The 17,660-nt window shown below is 36.0% G+C and carries 17 protein-coding genes; 10 read left to right on the top strand and 7 right to left on the bottom strand.

What is annotated here, in order from left to right; all coding sequences use genetic code 11:
• Nucleotides 1-93: 93 nt before the first annotated feature.
• Both IPI31_07330 and rsmA read right to left on the bottom strand, forming a co-directional pair.
• Nucleotides 94-1,041, bottom strand: coding sequence for a hypothetical protein (locus tag IPI31_07330; GenBank protein MBK7567629.1), 948 nt, complete (start codon nt 1,039-1,041; stop codon nt 94-96).
• Between the two features lie 28 nt (nt 1,042-1,069).
• Nucleotides 1,070-1,849, bottom strand: coding sequence for a ribosomal RNA small subunit methyltransferase A (rsmA, locus tag IPI31_07325; protein ID MBK7567628.1), 780 nt, complete (start codon nt 1,847-1,849; stop codon nt 1,070-1,072).
• A 95-nt stretch (nt 1,850-1,944) separates the two neighbouring features.
• On the opposite strand from rsmA, the gene pdxA reads away from it, so the two are divergent.
• The 9 genes from pdxA to IPI31_07280 all read left to right on the top strand — a co-directional run bounded on the left by pdxA (nt 1,945) and on the right by IPI31_07280 (nt 9,708).
• Nucleotides 1,945-2,997 carry a 4-hydroxythreonine-4-phosphate dehydrogenase PdxA gene (pdxA, locus tag IPI31_07320; GenBank protein ID MBK7567627.1) on the top strand — a complete coding sequence of 351 codons (1,053 nt, stop codon included), beginning with the start codon at nt 1,945-1,947 and terminating at the stop codon, nt 2,995-2,997.
• 15 nt (nt 2,998-3,012) lie between these two features.
• Nucleotides 3,013-3,426 carry an acyl-CoA thioesterase gene (locus IPI31_07315; GenBank protein MBK7567626.1) on the top strand — a complete coding sequence of 138 codons (414 nt, stop codon included), beginning with the start codon at nt 3,013-3,015 and terminating at the stop codon, nt 3,424-3,426.
• A 106-nt stretch (nt 3,427-3,532) separates the two neighbouring features.
• Nucleotides 3,533-4,066: a DUF177 domain-containing protein gene (locus IPI31_07310; GenBank protein ID MBK7567625.1), complete on the top strand. Its 534-nt coding sequence runs from the start codon at nt 3,533-3,535 to the stop codon at nt 4,064-4,066.
• Nucleotides 4,067-4,078: 12 nt separating this feature from the next.
• Entirely contained in the window at nt 4,079-4,258 is a 180-nt protein-coding gene (rpmF, locus tag IPI31_07305) for a 50S ribosomal protein L32 (protein MBK7567624.1), read from the top strand.
• Nucleotides 4,259-4,312: 54 nt separating this feature from the next.
• Entirely contained in the window at nt 4,313-5,314 is a 1,002-nt protein-coding gene (locus IPI31_07300; GenBank protein MBK7567623.1) for a ketoacyl-ACP synthase III, read from the top strand.
• A gap of 109 nt (nt 5,315-5,423) precedes the next feature.
• Nucleotides 5,424-5,987: an elongation factor P gene (gene efp / locus IPI31_07295; GenBank protein ID MBK7567622.1), complete on the top strand. Its 564-nt coding sequence runs from the start codon at nt 5,424-5,426 to the stop codon at nt 5,985-5,987.
• Between the two features lie 7 nt (nt 5,988-5,994).
• On the top strand, nt 5,995-6,486 hold the full coding sequence (gene accB / locus IPI31_07290) for an acetyl-CoA carboxylase biotin carboxyl carrier protein (protein MBK7567621.1): 492 nt from the start codon (nt 5,995-5,997) through the stop codon (nt 6,484-6,486).
• Nucleotides 6,487-6,554: 68 nt separating this feature from the next.
• Nucleotides 6,555-7,901, top strand: coding sequence for an acetyl-CoA carboxylase biotin carboxylase subunit (accC, locus tag IPI31_07285; protein MBK7567620.1), 1,347 nt, complete (start codon nt 6,555-6,557; stop codon nt 7,899-7,901).
• A gap of 64 nt (nt 7,902-7,965) precedes the next feature.
• Nucleotides 7,966-9,708: an OmpA family protein gene (locus IPI31_07280; GenBank protein MBK7567619.1), complete on the top strand. Its 1,743-nt coding sequence runs from the start codon at nt 7,966-7,968 to the stop codon at nt 9,706-9,708.
• Nucleotides 9,709-11,132: 1,424 nt separating this feature from the next.
• Here IPI31_07280 and IPI31_07275 read toward each other — a convergent pair.
• From IPI31_07275 to purT, 3 genes are all read right to left on the bottom strand, one after another.
• Entirely contained in the window at nt 11,133-11,747 is a 615-nt protein-coding gene (locus IPI31_07275; protein ID MBK7567618.1) for a hypothetical protein, read from the bottom strand.
• A 487-nt stretch (nt 11,748-12,234) separates the two neighbouring features.
• The gene (locus IPI31_07270) at nt 12,235-12,729 is read right to left on the bottom strand and encodes a hypothetical protein (GenBank protein MBK7567617.1); all 495 of its coding nucleotides are present in this window, start codon (nt 12,727-12,729) and stop codon (nt 12,235-12,237) included.
• Nucleotides 12,730-12,761: 32 nt separating this feature from the next.
• Nucleotides 12,762-13,934, bottom strand: a complete 1,173-nt coding sequence (purT, locus tag IPI31_07265) for a formate-dependent phosphoribosylglycinamide formyltransferase (GenBank protein MBK7567616.1) — start codon at nt 13,932-13,934, stop codon at nt 12,762-12,764.
• A 27-nt stretch (nt 13,935-13,961) separates the two neighbouring features.
• Here purT and IPI31_07260 point away from each other — a divergent pair, with 27 nt between their 5' ends.
• On the top strand, nt 13,962-15,254 hold the full coding sequence (locus tag IPI31_07260) for a hypothetical protein (GenBank protein ID MBK7567615.1): 1,293 nt from the start codon (nt 13,962-13,964) through the stop codon (nt 15,252-15,254).
• Nucleotides 15,255-15,281: 27 nt separating this feature from the next.
• Here IPI31_07260 and IPI31_07255 read toward each other — a convergent pair whose 3' ends face one another.
• Together IPI31_07255 and IPI31_07250 are read right to left on the bottom strand one after the other, a co-directional pair.
• The gene (locus IPI31_07255; protein ID MBK7567614.1) at nt 15,282-17,228 is read right to left on the bottom strand and encodes a T9SS type A sorting domain-containing protein; all 1,947 of its coding nucleotides are present in this window, start codon (nt 17,226-17,228) and stop codon (nt 15,282-15,284) included.
• The gene (locus tag IPI31_07250; GenBank protein ID MBK7567613.1) at nt 17,225-17,635 is read right to left on the bottom strand and encodes a hypothetical protein; all 411 of its coding nucleotides are present in this window, start codon (nt 17,633-17,635) and stop codon (nt 17,225-17,227) included. Before IPI31_07250 ends, IPI31_07255 begins: the two co-directional genes overlap by 4 nt.
• Between the last annotated feature and the right edge of the window lie 25 nt (nt 17,636-17,660).

Here is a 17,660-nt window from a genome sequence, read left to right as displayed (position 1 = left end):
GAGTCGCTAAATTATGTAAATAATTGAAAACAAAAGTATATCCTTTAATTAATTTTCCCGTCATACACCCGTCACTTTAGTATCATATTTTTGTCACTTAACATTTGGAAGTGTAAGCACCTCAATCCTTTCAGCCAATATTTTGGAGATTTTAAAGTAGGATTCATGGGTCCAACCTGCTATATGCGGGGTTAGAATAATATTTTCGAAACTGCACATTTTTTCCATAATCAGCTTATCATCTCCCTTTAGCTGATAAAATTGCTCATTTTCAAAAACATCCAAACCTGCTCCAAGTATCTTTCCGGAAATTAAACCTTTCAATAAAGAACGAGAATCAACCACTTTCCCACGGGAAGTATTTATCACCCAAAAATTCTTTCTCATATCTGAAATGAAAGCATCGTCGAGGAAATGGAACGTTTCGTCTGTTAATGGCAAATGAAAGGAAACAATATCAGCCTTCTCTTTAATTTCGGCAAGATCAGATTCCTTTACGCCAGGGGATCCAAATCCGGATCTAAATTTATCATATGCTAAGACCTGCATATTAAAGGACTGCAATTTTAAAGCAAATGCAGATCCGGTATTACCGTATCCGATAATTGCAATTGTTTTCCCTTCCAGTTCTATACCACGGTTTTGTTCACGGCGCCATATTCCTGCTCTTATTTCTCTATCTGATCGGGTAATATTATTAATTAAGGCTAAAAGAGTTCCACCTGCATGTTCAGCTACTGCATTCGAATTTCCCTCCGGTGAGTTAATTACCTGGATATTTTTGGCAAGTGCATATTCAATATCAATATTCTCCATACCACTGCCGGCTCTTGCTATGAATACGAGTTTTGTTGCCTTATCAAGTAATGCAGGAGTTACTTTTATTTTGGTGCTGAGAACAAGACCGAAGTATTGATCAATTATTTCAAAGAGTTGCTCATTTGTTATATCCTGCTGAACATCTACCTCATAACCAAGTTTTGTCAATTGTTGCTCCAGGTAAGGGTGAAGATGATCAGTAATGATTACTTTTTTCAACATTTACATATATATAATAGGAGTAATAAATTTATTGGACAGTTGTAAAAGATTTGGTCAGTTCAATAAAATCTTCAACACTCAGTTGTTCGGCCCTTTTGTCGGCAAAGTTAAGGGCTATTAGTTTTTCTTTTGATCCCGGAATTCCCGAAAGTGCATTTGAAAGTTTTTTTCTCCTTTGATTGAAGCCGGCTTTAACTATTTGTTTGAACAGTTTTTCATCACAATTTAATGCCGTCGCTTTTCTGGAAAGTCTTATTACTGCGGAATTTACTTTCGGTGGAGGATCAAATGCGGTGGGTGGAAGTTCAAATAAGTAAGTGCAATCGTAATAGGCCTGAACAATTACCGTTATCACCCCATATTCTTTATTGCCATGTTTTGCAACCACTCTTTTGGCCATTTCCTTTTGAAACATGCCTGTTAAAACGGGTACTTGCTCCTTAAAATCAAGAATTTTGAAAAGTATTTGGGAGGAAATATTGTAGGGGAAATTGCCTATCACTAAAAATTCCCCGGTAAAGTATCTGGATAGATCCAATTTTAAAAAATCACCATATATAATATAGGAGGGATCAATTTTCAGCTCCTCCTCTAGAAAGGAAATTACTCTTGCATCCAGTTCACTAAAAAAGATCGGGTTTGGAAGCTGTAAAAGGTGTTTTGATAAAATTCCCAGACCCGGACCAATTTCCAGAATCGGAATAGTATCATTTTCGGGTTTCAGAGCTTGCACAATTTCCAAAGCAGTGGCCTCACTTTTTAAAAAATGTTGGCCGAGCGATTTTTTATGGTGAAAACTGTGTTGCATATATTTTGATATTTGAACTAGAGGATTCTGCAAACTTCGCATTAATTCGTGATAAGGATTAAAAAATCTTCGGATGGTTATCTAATTTTACATCGATGGACAATAAATTAAAGATAGGATTCACACTCGGAGATGTTAATGGAATTGGTCCCGAAGTACTCATAAAAGCACTCGACGACAATCGTATATTAAAATTATGTACTCCTGTAATTTATGGATCAAACAGAATTTTATCTTTTTATAAAAAAATGTTCAATATAGAAGGATTTAATTATACAACTTGTGTTGATGCAGATCAATCTAATACAAAATCGGTGAACATAATTAATTGTATTACCGATGATATTATTTTACAACCCGGGCAAGACACTGCGATAGGCGGAAAGACTGCACTGATAAGCCTGGAAGCCGCTACGCAAGATCTTTTAGCGAAAAAAATAGATGCACTTGTAACTGCACCTATCAATAAAAATAACATGCAACAAAGTGGTTTTAATTATCACGGTCATACGGAATATTTTAATGCAAAGGCCGGAGATAAAGAAAGTGTTATGTTGTTGATGAACGAGAATTTACGTGTTGGATTAGTAACAAATCATTTAGCAATAAAAGAAATTCCTGCAGCAATTACAAAGGAAAAAATACTGCAGAAGATCGAACTTATTAACCATAGTTTGAAACAGGATTTTGCTATTTTTAATCCTACTATTGCAGTTTTGGCATTGAACCCACATTCAGGTGATGGAGGATTGCTTGGTGATGAAGAAAAAAATATCATCATACCTGCTATCAAAGCTGCTCAGGACAAAAAAATATATGTGGTTGGTCCTTTCGCTGCTGATGGATTTTTTGGCAGTGGAAATTACCAGAAATTTGACGCAATACTCGCAATGTATCACGATCAGGGACTGGTAGGGTTTAAAAGCCTGAGTTTTGGCAGTGGTATCAATTTTACCGCCGGTTTACCTTTTGTGCGCACTTCGCCCGACCATGGAACTGCCTATGATATAGCGGGAAAGAATGAAGCTTCCGGAGAGAGTATACTACACGCCATTTTTGCTGCCATCGACATCTGTAACCGAAGGGTTTCATATGCTGAAAGCACTAAAAACCCCCTGAAAAGGTCTTACGTTGAGGCAGAAAGATAATCGGAGAACAAGCAAATGGCAACACCGATAATTTTAACATTAAGAGTTGATTGGAGTGAAATGGACCTGTTTGGTCATATTAATAATGTGATGTATGCCAAGTACATTCAATCTGCGCGGGTCAATTTTGTTGAGAAAATAGGGATAATGAAAATGCTGGAGGAGGATAAAGTTGGATTTATGCTGGCATCCTCGGCGCTGGAATATAAAAAACCACTGTATTATCCCGATAATATTAGAATTGAAACTACTGTCTCTTTTATAAAAAACACCAGTTTTGGGCTTCAGCATCAGATTTTTAGCGGAAAAGGTGAATTGTCTACCATCGGTACAGATATTTTGGTGATGTATGATTTTAATACAAATCAAAAAACACCTGTTCCCGAGCAGATCAAAGCGGAAATTACACGTTTAGAGGGTGATAATTGACTAAAAATGGTCAAATTCATGCTTCTTTGACCAATATAATCAAAATCTTTCCCCTTTTTGCCTTTTGTTCACTACCTTTGTCAGCCTTTTTTAAAACAGTTGGGTCGTGAAAGATTTGAGGGCATACCAGATACCGTTTGTTGGACTAAAGTTGGAAGAGCACCACTTTAATTTTGTGCTGGAAGACGCATTTTTTAGTCACTTCGAGGATAGCCTGGTTAAGCAGGGCAAGGTTTTCGTAGATCTGATTTTTGATAAAAAGGATAGATTGTTCGTTCTTAATTTTGATATTTCAGGCAGTGTTGCCTCCGAGTGCGACCGTTGTGGACAAGCATTTGACCTTCCTATACATGGAAATTATACCATGTATGTAAAGGTGGGAGATGAGCGCGAGGAGGATAAAGATAATGAAGATGTGATCTGGATATCAGATGGGGATTCGGTTTTGGATGTTTCGGAGATGATCTATGAATTTGTTCATTTATCTATTCCCATAAAAAAGACCCATCCCGACAAAAAGAATGGTGACCCTGGGTGTGATCCTGAAATATTAAAGCTGTTAGCAACAGAAAAGGAAGAAGAAGACAAAAAGGAAATTGATCCCCGTTGGGATATTTTAAATAATTTGAGTAAAAATTAAAACTAGAATACAATGCCGAATCCAAAACGACGTCACTCGAAACAAAGAACCCGCACACGCAGAACACATCATGGTGTTGAAGCGCCAAATGTGATCAATTGTGCCAATTGCGGTGCTCCAACTTTGTATCACCGTGTGTGCCCTGAATGTGGAACATACAGAGGAAAAATAGCAATCGAAAAGAAAGCCTGATCTTAATTCCTCGTATAATTCGAGGTATTCCATTAGTTAAAACCAACTACAGGCATGAATAAACCACTTGCAGCAATAACCGGTGTCTACGGTTATGTTCCTGAATACAGGCTCACCAACGCCGAACTCGAGAAAATGGTAGACACCTCTGACGAGTGGATCATGTCGAGAACCGGTATAAAAGAACGCCGGATCTTAAAGGGAGAGGGACTGGCAACCAGCGATATGGCTGTTGAAGCTGTAAAGGGGTTGCTTGAAAAAAAAGGATTAAAAGCTACAGATATTGAAATGCTGATCGTGGCAACTACTACGCCCGACATGGCCTTTCCCGCAACAGCGAATATTGTTTGTGATAAATTAGGCTGTGGGCATATTTTAAGTTACGATATTAGTGCTGCATGCAGCGGTTTTTTATACGCCCTCACCACGGGTGCAAAATTTATTGAAACCGGAACATATAAGAGAGTTGTAATTGTTGGGGCGGATAAAATGTCGTCCATCATAAATTATAATGATCGCACTACCTGTGTTATATTTGGAGATGGTGCCGGAGCTGTAATGCTTGAGCCTAGTGAAGATGGAACGGGGATTATTGATTCCATTTTGCGTTCTGACGGTTCAGGAAGACATTACCTACATCAGAAGGCAGGTGGTTCATTAAAACCTGCAAGTCACGAAACAGTTGACAGCAATGAGCACACCGTTTATCAGGAAGGTAAAACAGTGTTCAAATTCGCCGTTAAAAATATGGCAGATGTTTCGGAGGAGATCATGAAACGCAATAATCTGGTGAGTGAAGATATTGCCTGGCTGGTTCCGCATCAGGCAAATTTGAGAATTATTGACGCCACAGCCGACCGTATGGGATTATCCAAAGAAAAAGTGATGATCAATATTGAAAAATACGGAAATACAACAGCGGGAACGCTGCCTTTGTGTTTGTGGGAATGGGAGCCGCAATTGAAAAAAGGAGACAATATAGTATTAGCAGCATTTGGCGGAGGATTTACCTGGGGAGCAACACTGATAAAGTGGGCTTACTCAATTGATAATTGATAATTGACAATTGACAATTTGAGTTACCCCTGACTATTGACTCCTGACTATTGACTAATGACATTAATAAACATCCTGATCTAATCATCAGGACAACACTTAACATAAAATGGCAAATACAGCAGATATTCGAAAAGGACTTTGCATCGACTTTAACAATGATGTTTGGCAGGTGGTTGATTTTCAGCATGTGAAACCGGGTAAAGGCAATGCCTTTGTGCGCACGAAGATCAAAAGTTTAACAACGGGTAAGGTTTTGGAAAATACCTTTCCATCAGGCGCTACTATCAATACTGTAAGAGTTGAACGTCGCACATTTCAATATTTATACAAGGATGAAACCGGTTATAGTTTCATGAATCAGGAAACTTTCGACCAGGTTACCTTGGATGAGGCAATGGTGGAAGGAAAGGAATTTTTTAAGGAAGGTCAGGAGATAGATATTTTATTTCATGCTGAAACGGAAAAACCTTTGTTCTGTGAGTTACCTGCACATATCATTTTAGAAGTTACATTTGCAGAGCAGAGTGTGAAAGGCAATACTGCAACAAATGCATTTAAAAATGCAACATTGGAAACCGGAGCAAGTATTATGGTTCCTATGTTTGTTAATTCGGGTGATGTAATTAAAATTGACACCCGCTCATTTGAATATGTTGAACGTGTAAAATAACCTTACTATGGACTTTAAAGAAATTCAGGAGTTAATCAGGATGGTTAATAAAAATAACATCGCTGAACTCACTATCGAAAATCAAGATTTTCGCATTAAAATTAAAACTGCCTTAGCTTCTTCCGGAGTTATGCAAGTTCCGATGATGATGCAACAACCGCAGATGCAACAAGTTGCACAAACGCAACAAATAACTGCAGAAAAAACTACGCAAAGCACATCAGAAGAATCAAAATCTGAAGCAGTTGCAGCAGAAAATACAATGACAATTAAATCACCGATCGTTGGAACATTTTATCGTTCTCCCGGACCTGATAAAGATGTTTTTGTGAAAGTTGGTGATGAAATTTCCGTTGGTTCAAAATTATGTATCATTGAAGCAATGAAACTATTCAACGAAATTGAAAGTGAAGTTTCGGGTAAGATCGCAAAAATTCTTGTGGATGATGCAAGTCCCGTGGAATATGATCAACCATTGTTTTTAATTGAGACCAAATAATCTTTTCTTTTATTACACACTTTGAATTTGCACATTGGCAAATTTGTACATTAGATATTTAAAATAAGATGTTCAAAAAAATACTAATAGCAAATCGCGGCGAAATAGCTTTAAGGGTTATTAGAACAGCAAAAGAAATGGGAATTAAAACCGTTGCTGTTTATTCCACTGCCGATAAAGAAAGTTTGCCTGTACGTTTTGCCGATGAAGCAGTTTGTATAGGACCTCCATCTTCCAAAGAATCGTATTTAAGTATTCCGAAAATTATGGCCGCTGCGGAAATTACCAATGCGGATGCCATACATCCTGGTTATGGTTTTTTAAGTGAGAATGCAACTTTTTCTGAGATATGCACCAAATACGGAATTAAATTTATTGGACCTACCGCTGATCAGATCCGCAAAATGGGCGATAAGATCACAGCGAAGGAAACCATGAAAAAAGCAGGTGTTCCTGTAATTCCAGGAAGTGAAGGATTATTAAAAGATGTGGCTGAAGCTAAAAAATTAGCCAAAAAAATAGGATATCCGGTTATCATGAAAGCTACTGCCGGTGGTGGTGGAAAAGGAATGCGTATTGTTTGGAAAGAGGATGAAGTGGAAAGTGCATTTGATACCGCAAGCATGGAAGCAAAAGCATCATTTAATAATGATGGTTTATATATGGAAAAATATATTGAGGAACCACGTCATATCGAAATTCAGATAGCGGGTGATCAATATGGAAGAGCTTGTCATTTAAGTGAAAGAGACTGTTCCATACAAAGAAGACATCAAAAATTAGTTGAAGAAAGTCCTTCACCATTTCTTGATGAGAAGCTGAGAAAAAAAATGGGTGATGCAGCGGTTAAAGCTGCAGAAAGTATTAAATATGAAGGTGTAGGAACAATAGAATTTCTTGTTGACAAACACAAGAATTTTTATTTCATGGAAATGAATACACGTATTCAGGTTGAACATACTGTTACGGAAGAAGTGGTAGATTTCGATTTAATTAAAGAACAAATTAAAATTGCAACGGGAGAAAAAATTTCCGGAAAAAATTATTTCCCGTTATTACACGCAATGGAATGCAGAATAAATGCGGAGGATCCCACAAGAAATTTTTCTCCGAGTCCGGGTAAAATAACCAGTTTCCATTCTCCGAAAGGACATGGAGTTCGTGTAGATACTGCTGTGTATGCAGGCTATACCATCCCACCTTATTACGATAGCATGATCGCTAAATTAATTTGCAAGGCGCGCACACGTGAAGAAGTAATATTAAAAATGCAAAGAGCCTTAGATGAATTTATTGTAGAGGGAATTAAAACAACCATTCCTTTCCACAAAAAGCTCATGCGTGATCCAAAATTCAGGGCTGGGGTATTTGATACAAGCTTTATGAATGGGTTTGATCTGAGTGATCTGGAGTGAGAAAATTATTATTATCTTTAATGGCAGGTTTATTTTAACCTGCTTTTTTTTTACCCAATTTCATATGAAAATATTTACAGCTATTTTTTTCCTATTGCTAATTCAGCATTCATTCTGCCAATCTAATTTTTATAAAACATCTGTTTACTTTGAAACTGATAAATTTAATCTGGATTTTGCAGATAGCAGTATACTAAAAACTGTGATTGATTCTATTGCGGGTTATAAGACCTATAAATTGTTGATACGCGGCAATACAGATTCAGATGCAGATAGTGTATATAATTTGCAATTATCACAAAAAAGGTGCACAAGTGTTAATCAGTATTTATTATTAAATTCCATACCGGAAAAAAATATCACCACCAATTGGTATGGTGAAAATAAACCCATTGCAGAAAATGAAACTGAAGAAGGAAAACAAAGAAACCGACGTGTAGATATTATTATTTCCGGAATTGTCAGAAAATCAATTTTAGATGAAATTTTTCCGGAAGAAACTTCCACAACAACTATCGCAGATTTTTATAAAAAAAGCAAACGCGATTTACAGGAATTTTGCATAGATCCTACAAAGGATACCATAATAATATGTGAGTATGGGACTATCGTTTATATCAAAGGAAATACTATTATTTATAATGCAAAATCAACTGATTGCGTAATTATACAGGTAAAGGAAGAATATTTAAAATCGGACATGATATTGGATAACATCACAACCATGTCGGGTGATAAAATTTTAGAATCGCAGGGGATGGTATATGTACAGGCAGTTCAGGGCGATAAAAAATTAAACCTTAAGTCCAAAACAGATTATCTGGTGATGACTCCAACTGATACCATCGTTCCTGGTTTAAAAGTTTTCACCGGTGAAGAGATACACGATCAAATTAACTGGACAGTAAATAATAATAGTCAATTAAATGATTTCACATTAGAGCAAGTTATTGGTTGTGGTGCTTTTTTATGTGGAGGAGTTTATCCCGGTTGCAGCAGGTGTAAATATGCGTTTAACAAATCGGATTATTTTTTCTGCAGGTGCAGGAGACTTGATGAAGGGTTTAGAGGAATATTTAATTCCGCACAACATCAACAAAATAAAAGATTCAGAGAATGCCAACGAAAACTTCGCCGGGATGCGCGTGAAACAAGAAAATTTGAACGAAGGATCAAAAACGGCAATGTAAATCTGAATGTCAATATAAATGCAGATTCCATTATCAACAGCAGACCCACATATAACGAAAACAGTTGTCAATGGATGTATGATATGTTTGTTAAATATGGAGTTGATAATATAAAAGACCTTGTATATGCTATAAATAAACCACTGCTTGATAAATATGGTGCAACTACCATGGAGGAATTAGCTATATTAATGGAGCAGGAAAAAATTAATACAATAGAAATGAATTATGGAAATAAGTCCATTGCATTTGATGATTTCAGTTATTATATATATAATACATCAAATTTCGGATGGAGTAATTTAGATGATTTTAAAACTATAAGAAATCCTGTAGATTTGAAAGTTAATATTAGACCTAATGAATTTACCGATTGCAAGTTAGTATTTATAAACAGCAGGAGTGTATTTCCCGGAACCCCCGATAAAAAAAATTATGTATTTAAAGGCATTCCCAAAGGTGAGGAAGTTTGGATAGTTGCCATTCAATACCGCGATCAGGTTCCCTACCTTGGAATGCAAAAAATCAAGACAGAAAATAAAACATTTGAAATTATAATGTCAGAATATACTCTCGAAGAACTTAAGATGGAGTTGAAAAAGTTAGATGAAAAATAGGGGTATTATTTCCTAACTTTCAACTGCCCCGCCAGAGTCTACACAGAAAATAAATCATTTAATTTTATTCTACTTTCCATGTGGGACTCTGGCGGAATTGGGTCGAAAATACTCGTGGCCAAGCTGGATATAATTGATTTTATATTCCCTAAATAAACACTTTTAGGATGAAATTTAGTCCTCCGAATCCACACAGTCCCTCACGGGTATAATTGATTTTTTATAGGTGTGAGTAGACTATGTGGGGGCTTTCTCTTCGCTATGGCCTACGACTGCCCCGCCAGAGTCTACACAGAAAATCAATCATTAAATTTTAATGTATTTTTCAAGTGGGACTCTGGCGGAATTGGGGACGAAAATATCCAGAGTTATAATGGATATAATTGATTTTATATTTCCATTCGTAAACACTTTTAGAATGAAATTTTCTCCTCCGAAGCCACACAGTCCCTCACGGGTATAATTGATTTTTATAGGTGTGAGTAGACTATGTGGGGGCTTGCTCTGCGCTATGGCCTACGACTGCCCCGCCAGAGTCTACACAGAAAATAAATCATTTAATTTTAATTATTTTTCACGTGGGACTCTGGCGGAATTGAGGACGAAAATTTCCAGGGCTATAATGGATATAATTGATTTTATATTTCCATTCGTAAACACTTTTAGAATGAAATTTTCTCCTCCGAATCCACACAGTCCCTCACGGGTATAATTGATTTTTTATAGGTGTGAGTAGACTATGTGGGGGCTTTCTCTGCGCTATGGCCTACGACTGCCCCGCCAGAGTCTACACAGAAAATCAATCATTAAATTTTAATGTATTTTTCAAGTGGGACTCTGGCGGAAATGGGGACGAAAATATCCAGAGTTATAATGGATATAATTGATTTTATATTTCCATTCGTAAACACTTTTAGAATGAAATTTTCTCCTCCGAAGCCCACAGTCCCTCACGGGTATAATTGATTTTTATAGGTGTGAGTAGACTATGTGGGGGCTTGCTCTGCGCTATGGCCTACGACTGCCCCGCCAGAGTCTACACAGAAAATAAATCATTTAATTTTAATTATTTTTCACGTGGGACTCTGGCGGAATTGAGGACGAAAATTTCCAGGGCTATAATGGATATAATTGATTTTATATTTCCATTCGTAAACACTTTTAGAATGAAATTTTCTCCTCCGAATCCACACAGTCCCTCACGGGTATAATTGATTTTTTATAGGTGTGAGTAGACTATGTGGGGGCTTTCTCTGCGCTATGGCCTATGAATGCCCCGCCAGAATCTACACAGAAAATAAATCATTTGATGTTTGTAAATTTTTCAAGTGGGACTCTGGCGGAAATGGGGACGAAAATATCATTGGCCATCACGGATATAATTGAATTTATATTTCAATTCTAGAACACTTTTAGGATTAAATTTATTCCTGCGAATCTTTCTTTTTTATCCCTATAGAAAATTCATACACCTCTCTCCCATCAAATATTTCTATAAAATGAGTAACAGGATAAATACCTTGTTCATTTGTGAAATAAAATTTCGCTGAGGAATGAATATATTCTTCCGGAAAAGTAACTAATCCTGCCTTTACTGGATTATTATGTATATACCGCAATTTCTCAATTAAAAAATCGTAGGTAAAACATTCCTTTCCATCAAAAGAGGCTTCAAATACTTTATGTTTAACACCTTTTAATTTTTCTTTATCTGAAACGCCTTCTTGCATAATGTGTAATATATCCTCTCTTTTAATATTTTTCAACCGCTCCACTATTTCATAAGCTAATAATCGTTTGGCATTTCCAATAATGCGATTAATAGTAGGTCCTCCTTTTTTTATATGAATAATACAATGCATATGATTATTCATTATTACGAATCCAACAATTTGATGACCATTTTCAACCAAGTAGTCAAACCACCTATAAATTGCATCGTGAATTTTTGTTAATTCAAATAAAGGAAGCCATTTATAACAAGTAAATGTACAATAATAACAAATTCCTGTTTCTGTTTTTAAGGTGCGGACTGTCATAAAATTTTTATTTAATTGAGATACTAAAATTAAATAATATTTCTCCATGTTATTCCCTTGATCTGCCCCGCCAGAGTCTACACAGAAAACAAATCATTTGATGTTTGTAAATTTTTCAAGTGGGACTCTGGCGGAATTGGGACGAAAATACTCGTGGCCAAGCTGGATATAATTGATTTTATATTCCCTAAATAAACACTTTTAGGATGAAATTTAGTCCTCCGAATCCACACAGTCCCTCACGGGTATAATTGATTTTTTATAGGTGTGAGCAGACTATGTGGGGGCTTTCTCTACGCTATGGCCTACGACTGCCCCGCCAGAATCTACACAGAAAATCAATCATTAAATTTTAATGTATTTTTCAAGTGGGACTCTGGCGGAATTGGGGACGAAAATATCCGGAACGCCACACAGTCCCTCACGGATATAATTGATTTTTATAGGTGTGAGTAGAATTTGTGGGGGCATATTAAGATTATTCCCCTCACCTCACAATCCCAAAAATCCTATCACTCTCCTGCTGCATTAAAACTCTGAATTTGGCACCGAGTTCCGGAATATATTTTGGTTCGGTGTCGGCACCTACGCGTGGAGTCCAGTAACTTTCACATTCAAGCCAGGTTTGATGGGTATAGCCGTTTTCCGCTAAAACGATGTTGTAGTCAATTTTTTTAGTTGGATCGTTCGGATCTTTTCTGAACGCCATTTCTGCATGGATCTTGGTATATAATTCTAAGGTGCAGGGTTCTCCACCTCCGCGTTTTTTGTCTAGTGCTGCTTGGTATAATGGCATGAAGGCAACTGCAGTTTTTCCCATGTCGGCGGGATCGCTCATTTTAGCTGTATATCCTTTTTTTGATTCGAGCCATTCAGCTCCGCTTACACCATTTGCTTCGGCAATGGCAATTTCTTTGGATTCATCTCCTGCTGTGTCGCTCATCAATACACAGAGGTCGGCATATTGTTCTAATGTGATCATAATTCTATTTTTAAAAGGTTAATAAATCAAATTTAATCCATTTTTTTTAAGCTCACTAATTTCGCCAGATCCATAGCTTTTTCTTTTACCTGATTCACATCTCCTCCTAAATTTCCATTTACCAACACTACTCCCATACGCCGATATTTTCTTGTAGTTTGTTTACCGAAGATACGGATATCTGTTTGCGAACTCTCCAAAACTTTTTCAATTCCTTCAAATGTGAATTTTTGCATTTCTTCCGGAGCAAGAATTACTGCACTAGCTCCAATTTTTAATAATTCAATTTCCGGTATAGGCAATCCCAAAACTGCACGGGCATGTAATTCAAATTCATTTAAATTTTGTGTCTCAGCAAGTGTAACCATTCCGGTATCGTGAGGGCGCGGACTCAACTCTGAAAAATACACACCATTTTTTGCGCTTAGGAAAAATTCCACTCCCCAAATTCCGGCACCTGTTAATGCTTCTGTAACCTTTTTTGCAATTTCCTGTGCTTCTTTAATATGTTCGGAAGAAATTAATGCAGGTTGCCAACTTTCCTGATAATCACCCCGCTCCTGTCGATGTCCAATTGGTGCACAAAATAAAGTGGGACCGTTTTTTTGCGTCACTGTTAATAAAGTAATTTCTGAATCAAATGAAATAAATTCTTCAACTATCACTTCTGCTATATCCCCGCGTTTTGCTTCCTGCGAATAATTCCAGCTTTTTTCAATATCCGATTCCGATTTAATGGTAGATTGTCCTTTACCACTGGAACTCATCAACGGTTTAATAACACAAGGAATTCCAATTTCTGCAACTGCCCTTTTTAATTCCTCCAAACTTGTAGCATAAGCATATTTTGCAGTTTTAACACCCAATTCTATCGCAGCAAGATCTCTGATCGCTTTTCTGTTCATGGTGAAATTTGCCGCACGTGCACTGGGAACAACCTGAATATTCCATTTTTCATATTCATAAAATCGTTCCGTTCTTATTGCTTCTATTTCAGGAACAATAATATCCGGTTTGTGTTTTTTTACAATTGCATCCAATGCATCTCCATCCAACATATTAATAACTTCTCTTTCATCGGCAACTTGTTGTGCAGGTGCGTTGTTATAGGAGTCAACTGCAATCACATATTCACCTAATCTTTTGCATGCGATTACGAACTCTTTTCCCAATTCACCACTTCCTAACAATAGTATCTTTTTCATGTATATTTTTGTGCTAATTTAGCAAAAATGAAACACAAAAATAATAATATCCTTCCTCCGAATATTTTTCGATTTAGTTTGCTTTTTGTCGTTATTTTCCTGCATGGATGGTTGAACGCTCAGGAAAATTTTGTTCCAGGCACTATTATCACCAATCAGGATGATACCTTACAAGGATTAATTGATTTCAGAGATTGGGCCGACAGTCCTGAAACATTTCGTTTCAAAAAATCAAAGGATGCAGTTGTAGAAACATTCACTCCGCATACTTTAAAAAGTGTTTCAGTGGAAAACACAGAATATATATGCCGACAGGTTATAATTGATAATACACCTGTTGATCTTTATAAATTGGGACTTGGATATGTTCAGTTACTTGAAAAGGATACAATTGCGCTTAAGGCTATTGTGGTATCAGAAGAAGGTATTAGTTTATATCATTACAGCGCAAATGAAAAAAATCATTTTTTTGCGATATATGGTGATTCCATTGTGGAATTATTGTATATCTATTATTATGATGAAGAACTTAAATCAGGAATTAAAGTTGCGGAATATAAAAATCAATTGGCAAGGATAACAAAAAGATGTCCGAAGTTACTTGGAAAAATTGATCGTTGCAGATTTACTTCTAATGAAATCGCTTCGATAATAATAGATTTTAATAAATGTCGGGCAAATGAAATTTCATATCAATTTATTAAACCAAAATCTCAAGAATATTTTGGTTTAATGCTTGGAGTTTCCAAAACAAAAATTACATTCACTACAGGTGACAGTGGTCCAGGTTATGGTCGTGCTGAATATAGTTATGGAAATGGATATGATGCCGGCTTATTTTACGATATTGACTTTGAAGGCCGACGACAAACACTTTGGTTGAATAATGAATTGGCTATTAAGAAAATCAGCTCAACAGGATTCGCAGCTTACACTTCGGGATCATTTTATAGAGAAGAAGAAATAAATTTCGACATACTTGATGTAGCATTAACCACAGCTCTTAAGGTTCAAATGAACACTCCCAAATTTAAACCCTATTTTAAAATTGGTTTTGGAGGAGCCTACTCAATAACAAATGATAACACTCAGAAAATTATGGAGGAAAATATTTATATCCATACGATTGAAAATTACGCTCTTGAAAATGAAATTGACAAAAATAATTTTCATGTTTCTTTTATTGCAGGTGGGGGCGTAACTCTTATTAATAAATATTATCTGGAGCTGCTTTACGATCGTGCATTAACTATTGCAGGTGAAGAAAGTGTTAAAGGATTTCAGGATGCATTTTCTCTGCATTTGAAATATGCTTTTTGAAAAATATTAATTCAGGAGGAAGATTGTCTATTTAATGATAAGTTTCACTACAATATCATTAACATCATCCTTCACCGATAATACATAAGGCCCGGGAGCAAGTTGAGAAATATCAATTTTAAGGAGACCACGTGTATCATCAAGACGAGTATGGGTGCTGTATACAATTTGAGAAGCATTATTATATAATTCAACCGAATAATCACTAAGACGTATGTTGAACATTTGAATATTTAATTCTGTATCAGCAGGATTCGGATACGTTATCAATTGTAAAGGGCCGTCAGGCAATTCCGTATGTGTAATAATATCATTGGCGTGCAATAATTTAATATCAGGATCCAATACAATACCTGTAATTTCAAAAGGCACTTCAAATTGGAATAACTGACCTATTTTTTTATGCTCCAAAACAACATCAAGCGAATCGTTTTCACCATATAACCGCACGGGAACTTTCATTTCAAAAAAATCTACGGAAGCATCGGAGGTTGTTTGGTTCAATGCTATTTTCAAAAGATCATTTTCATCCTGGTTCCATAATAAATAATATGTTGGGTATCCCTGTCCGTAAAACCAATCATTAAAATATTGAGTGAGCATTGTATCACCTTCAGACTCCAAATGTTTTTTCAAATCATCTGTTACTGCAAAATTGTAGATCAATTCAGGATCTGTAATATAATTTTTTATAGCTTTAAAAAATATAGAATCACCTAATTCCCATCTTAGCATGTGTAATAACCAGGCACCTTTATAATACGTTAATCTTCCATCAAATATTCTGGCCGTAGTGGTAGTATCATCTACCCAAACAGATCCATCTGGTTTTGAAATAATGGAATTTCTGGTTCCGGTAAGCCATGCTTCAAAATAGTTATTTGGGTCTTCAGAAAAATCGAAACTCAACCATGTACTATAGGTAGCAAAACCTTCATTCAACCAGATATCTCTCCAGGTGCCGCAAGTAATTTTATCACCAAACCATTGGTGTGCCATTTCATGCACAAGCAATTCGTAATTAAAATTAGAAACTGAACTCATAGTCTGATGTTCCATTCCTCCACCCCAACCAAATTGCATATGGCCATATTTTTCATCGGGATAGGGATAATCGGAATAAATATCGGAAAACAATTCAAAGGAAGGTACAATTAAATCTATTGACGGAACAGCGGATTCAAATGTTTCCGGATAAATTAAATTATAAAATAAAACAGAATCTTCATGATGAGGAGCATAAAAAGAATACACTTCAAAATTACTAACTGATATTCCAATCAAATAAGTTGCCATTGGATATTTAGTTCTCCAATGATATGTAGTAAAATCTCCATCCACAATTTCATTAATTAATAAACCGGGCCCTCCCGATCTATAGGCCGAAGGAGTGGTTACCAAAATATCAGCGGAATCGATCTTATCGGTAATTGTTTGCTTACAAGGCCACCAATCGCTTGCTCCGTATGGTTCTGATAATGTCCAAATGGTATTACCTGTTTCATGTGGCGTAATTTCAAAGGAACCGAAGCCTGAAGAAACAGGTGTACCGTGATAATAAACACAAATTGAATCAAAAATTCCTGTAGTTAATGATTCAGGGAGTGATATTTCAATTTCATTATTTAGGTGTTGAAAAATAAGTTCGTCGTTATGATAAATAACTGAGTCAATAATAAGTGAATCACTTGCATCAAAATAGATCAGATCACTATTTTCCAATATTGTAAAATAGGAAGTTATTGCGCCTGAAATAGTTAGTGTGTCGGGGGAAATATTCCACTCGCAACGCACATATTTAAGATCATAATTATCGGTTGGGGCAGCATTAAATACAGTGAGTTTAGCCGATGCAATATTCTGTTCAGACTTAATCACATCGCGCTCGAAATTTAACAATGGAGCAGACTGTGCATTTGCAGTCGCAATTAAAAAAAGAGAGAACACAATTATGATAAAATATATTATTCTCATTTTTTGCCGGTTGCATTTTTTTGATTGTTACCGATCCTACGCGACATTTTTACAAGCTCATAAGTTTCAAAAAACAAAAAGGAAAAATATATAATTGCAAAAGGAATTATAAAGTTGATGTCTGATGTTGGTTCGGCATTTTTTTTATATACCATAACAATTATGGCAGTAATTATTAGTTTAGAAAAAATACTTACAAAAAAAATATTCATAAACCCACTTAATTTGCCCGTCATTGTTTTTCCAGAAAGATATAAAGTTGCAAAACTCAACACAAGAAACACAAAATAAAGTACCCAGGCAAATGCCATTACTGATTTGAAATTTTTGAAAAAACTCAAAATAAACAACACTGCTGCAATAAATACTGCAAATAAGATCAATCGTTTAAACGCACCCAAAATCATAAACTAATTTTTTCTTTTAAAATCA

The sequence above is a fragment of the Bacteroidota bacterium genome, assembly GCA_016706865.1.
In the GTDB taxonomy this organism is placed as follows: domain Bacteria; phylum Bacteroidota; class Bacteroidia; order Chitinophagales; family BACL12; genus UBA7236.
This window is presented reverse-complemented; position numbering and strand designations above follow the sequence as displayed.

Coding starts and splice junctions, on each gene's coding strand:
- IPI31_07260 (MBK7567615.1), top strand. CDS start 13,962: ATGAAACACAAAAATAATAATATCCTTCCTCCGAATATTTTTCGATTT.
- rsmA (MBK7567628.1), bottom strand. CDS start 1,849: ATGCAACACAGTTTTCACCATAAAAAATCGCTCGGCCAACATTTTTTA.
- IPI31_07315 (MBK7567626.1), top strand. CDS start 3,013: ATGGCAACACCGATAATTTTAACATTAAGAGTTGATTGGAGTGAAATG.
- IPI31_07275 (MBK7567618.1), bottom strand. CDS start 11,747: ATGACAGTCCGCACCTTAAAAACAGAAACAGGAATTTGTTATTATTGT.
- accC (MBK7567620.1), top strand. CDS start 6,555: ATGTTCAAAAAAATACTAATAGCAAATCGCGGCGAAATAGCTTTAAGG.
- pdxA (MBK7567627.1), top strand. CDS start 1,945: ATGGACAATAAATTAAAGATAGGATTCACACTCGGAGATGTTAATGGA.
- rpmF (MBK7567624.1), top strand. CDS start 4,079: ATGCCGAATCCAAAACGACGTCACTCGAAACAAAGAACCCGCACACGC.
- IPI31_07250 (MBK7567613.1), bottom strand. CDS start 17,635: ATGATTTTGGGTGCGTTTAAACGATTGATCTTATTTGCAGTATTTATT.
- efp (MBK7567622.1), top strand. CDS start 5,424: ATGGCAAATACAGCAGATATTCGAAAAGGACTTTGCATCGACTTTAAC.
- IPI31_07255 (MBK7567614.1), bottom strand. CDS start 17,228: ATGAGAATAATATATTTTATCATAATTGTGTTCTCTCTTTTTTTAATT.
- IPI31_07280 (MBK7567619.1), top strand. CDS start 7,966: ATGAAAATATTTACAGCTATTTTTTTCCTATTGCTAATTCAGCATTCA.
- accB (MBK7567621.1), top strand. CDS start 5,995: ATGGACTTTAAAGAAATTCAGGAGTTAATCAGGATGGTTAATAAAAAT.
- purT (MBK7567616.1), bottom strand. CDS start 13,934: ATGAAAAAGATACTATTGTTAGGAAGTGGTGAATTGGGAAAAGAGTTC.
- IPI31_07300 (MBK7567623.1), top strand. CDS start 4,313: ATGAATAAACCACTTGCAGCAATAACCGGTGTCTACGGTTATGTTCCT.
- IPI31_07330 (MBK7567629.1), bottom strand. CDS start 1,041: ATGTTGAAAAAAGTAATCATTACTGATCATCTTCACCCTTACCTGGAG.
- IPI31_07270 (MBK7567617.1), bottom strand. CDS start 12,729: ATGATCACATTAGAACAATATGCCGACCTCTGTGTATTGATGAGCGAC.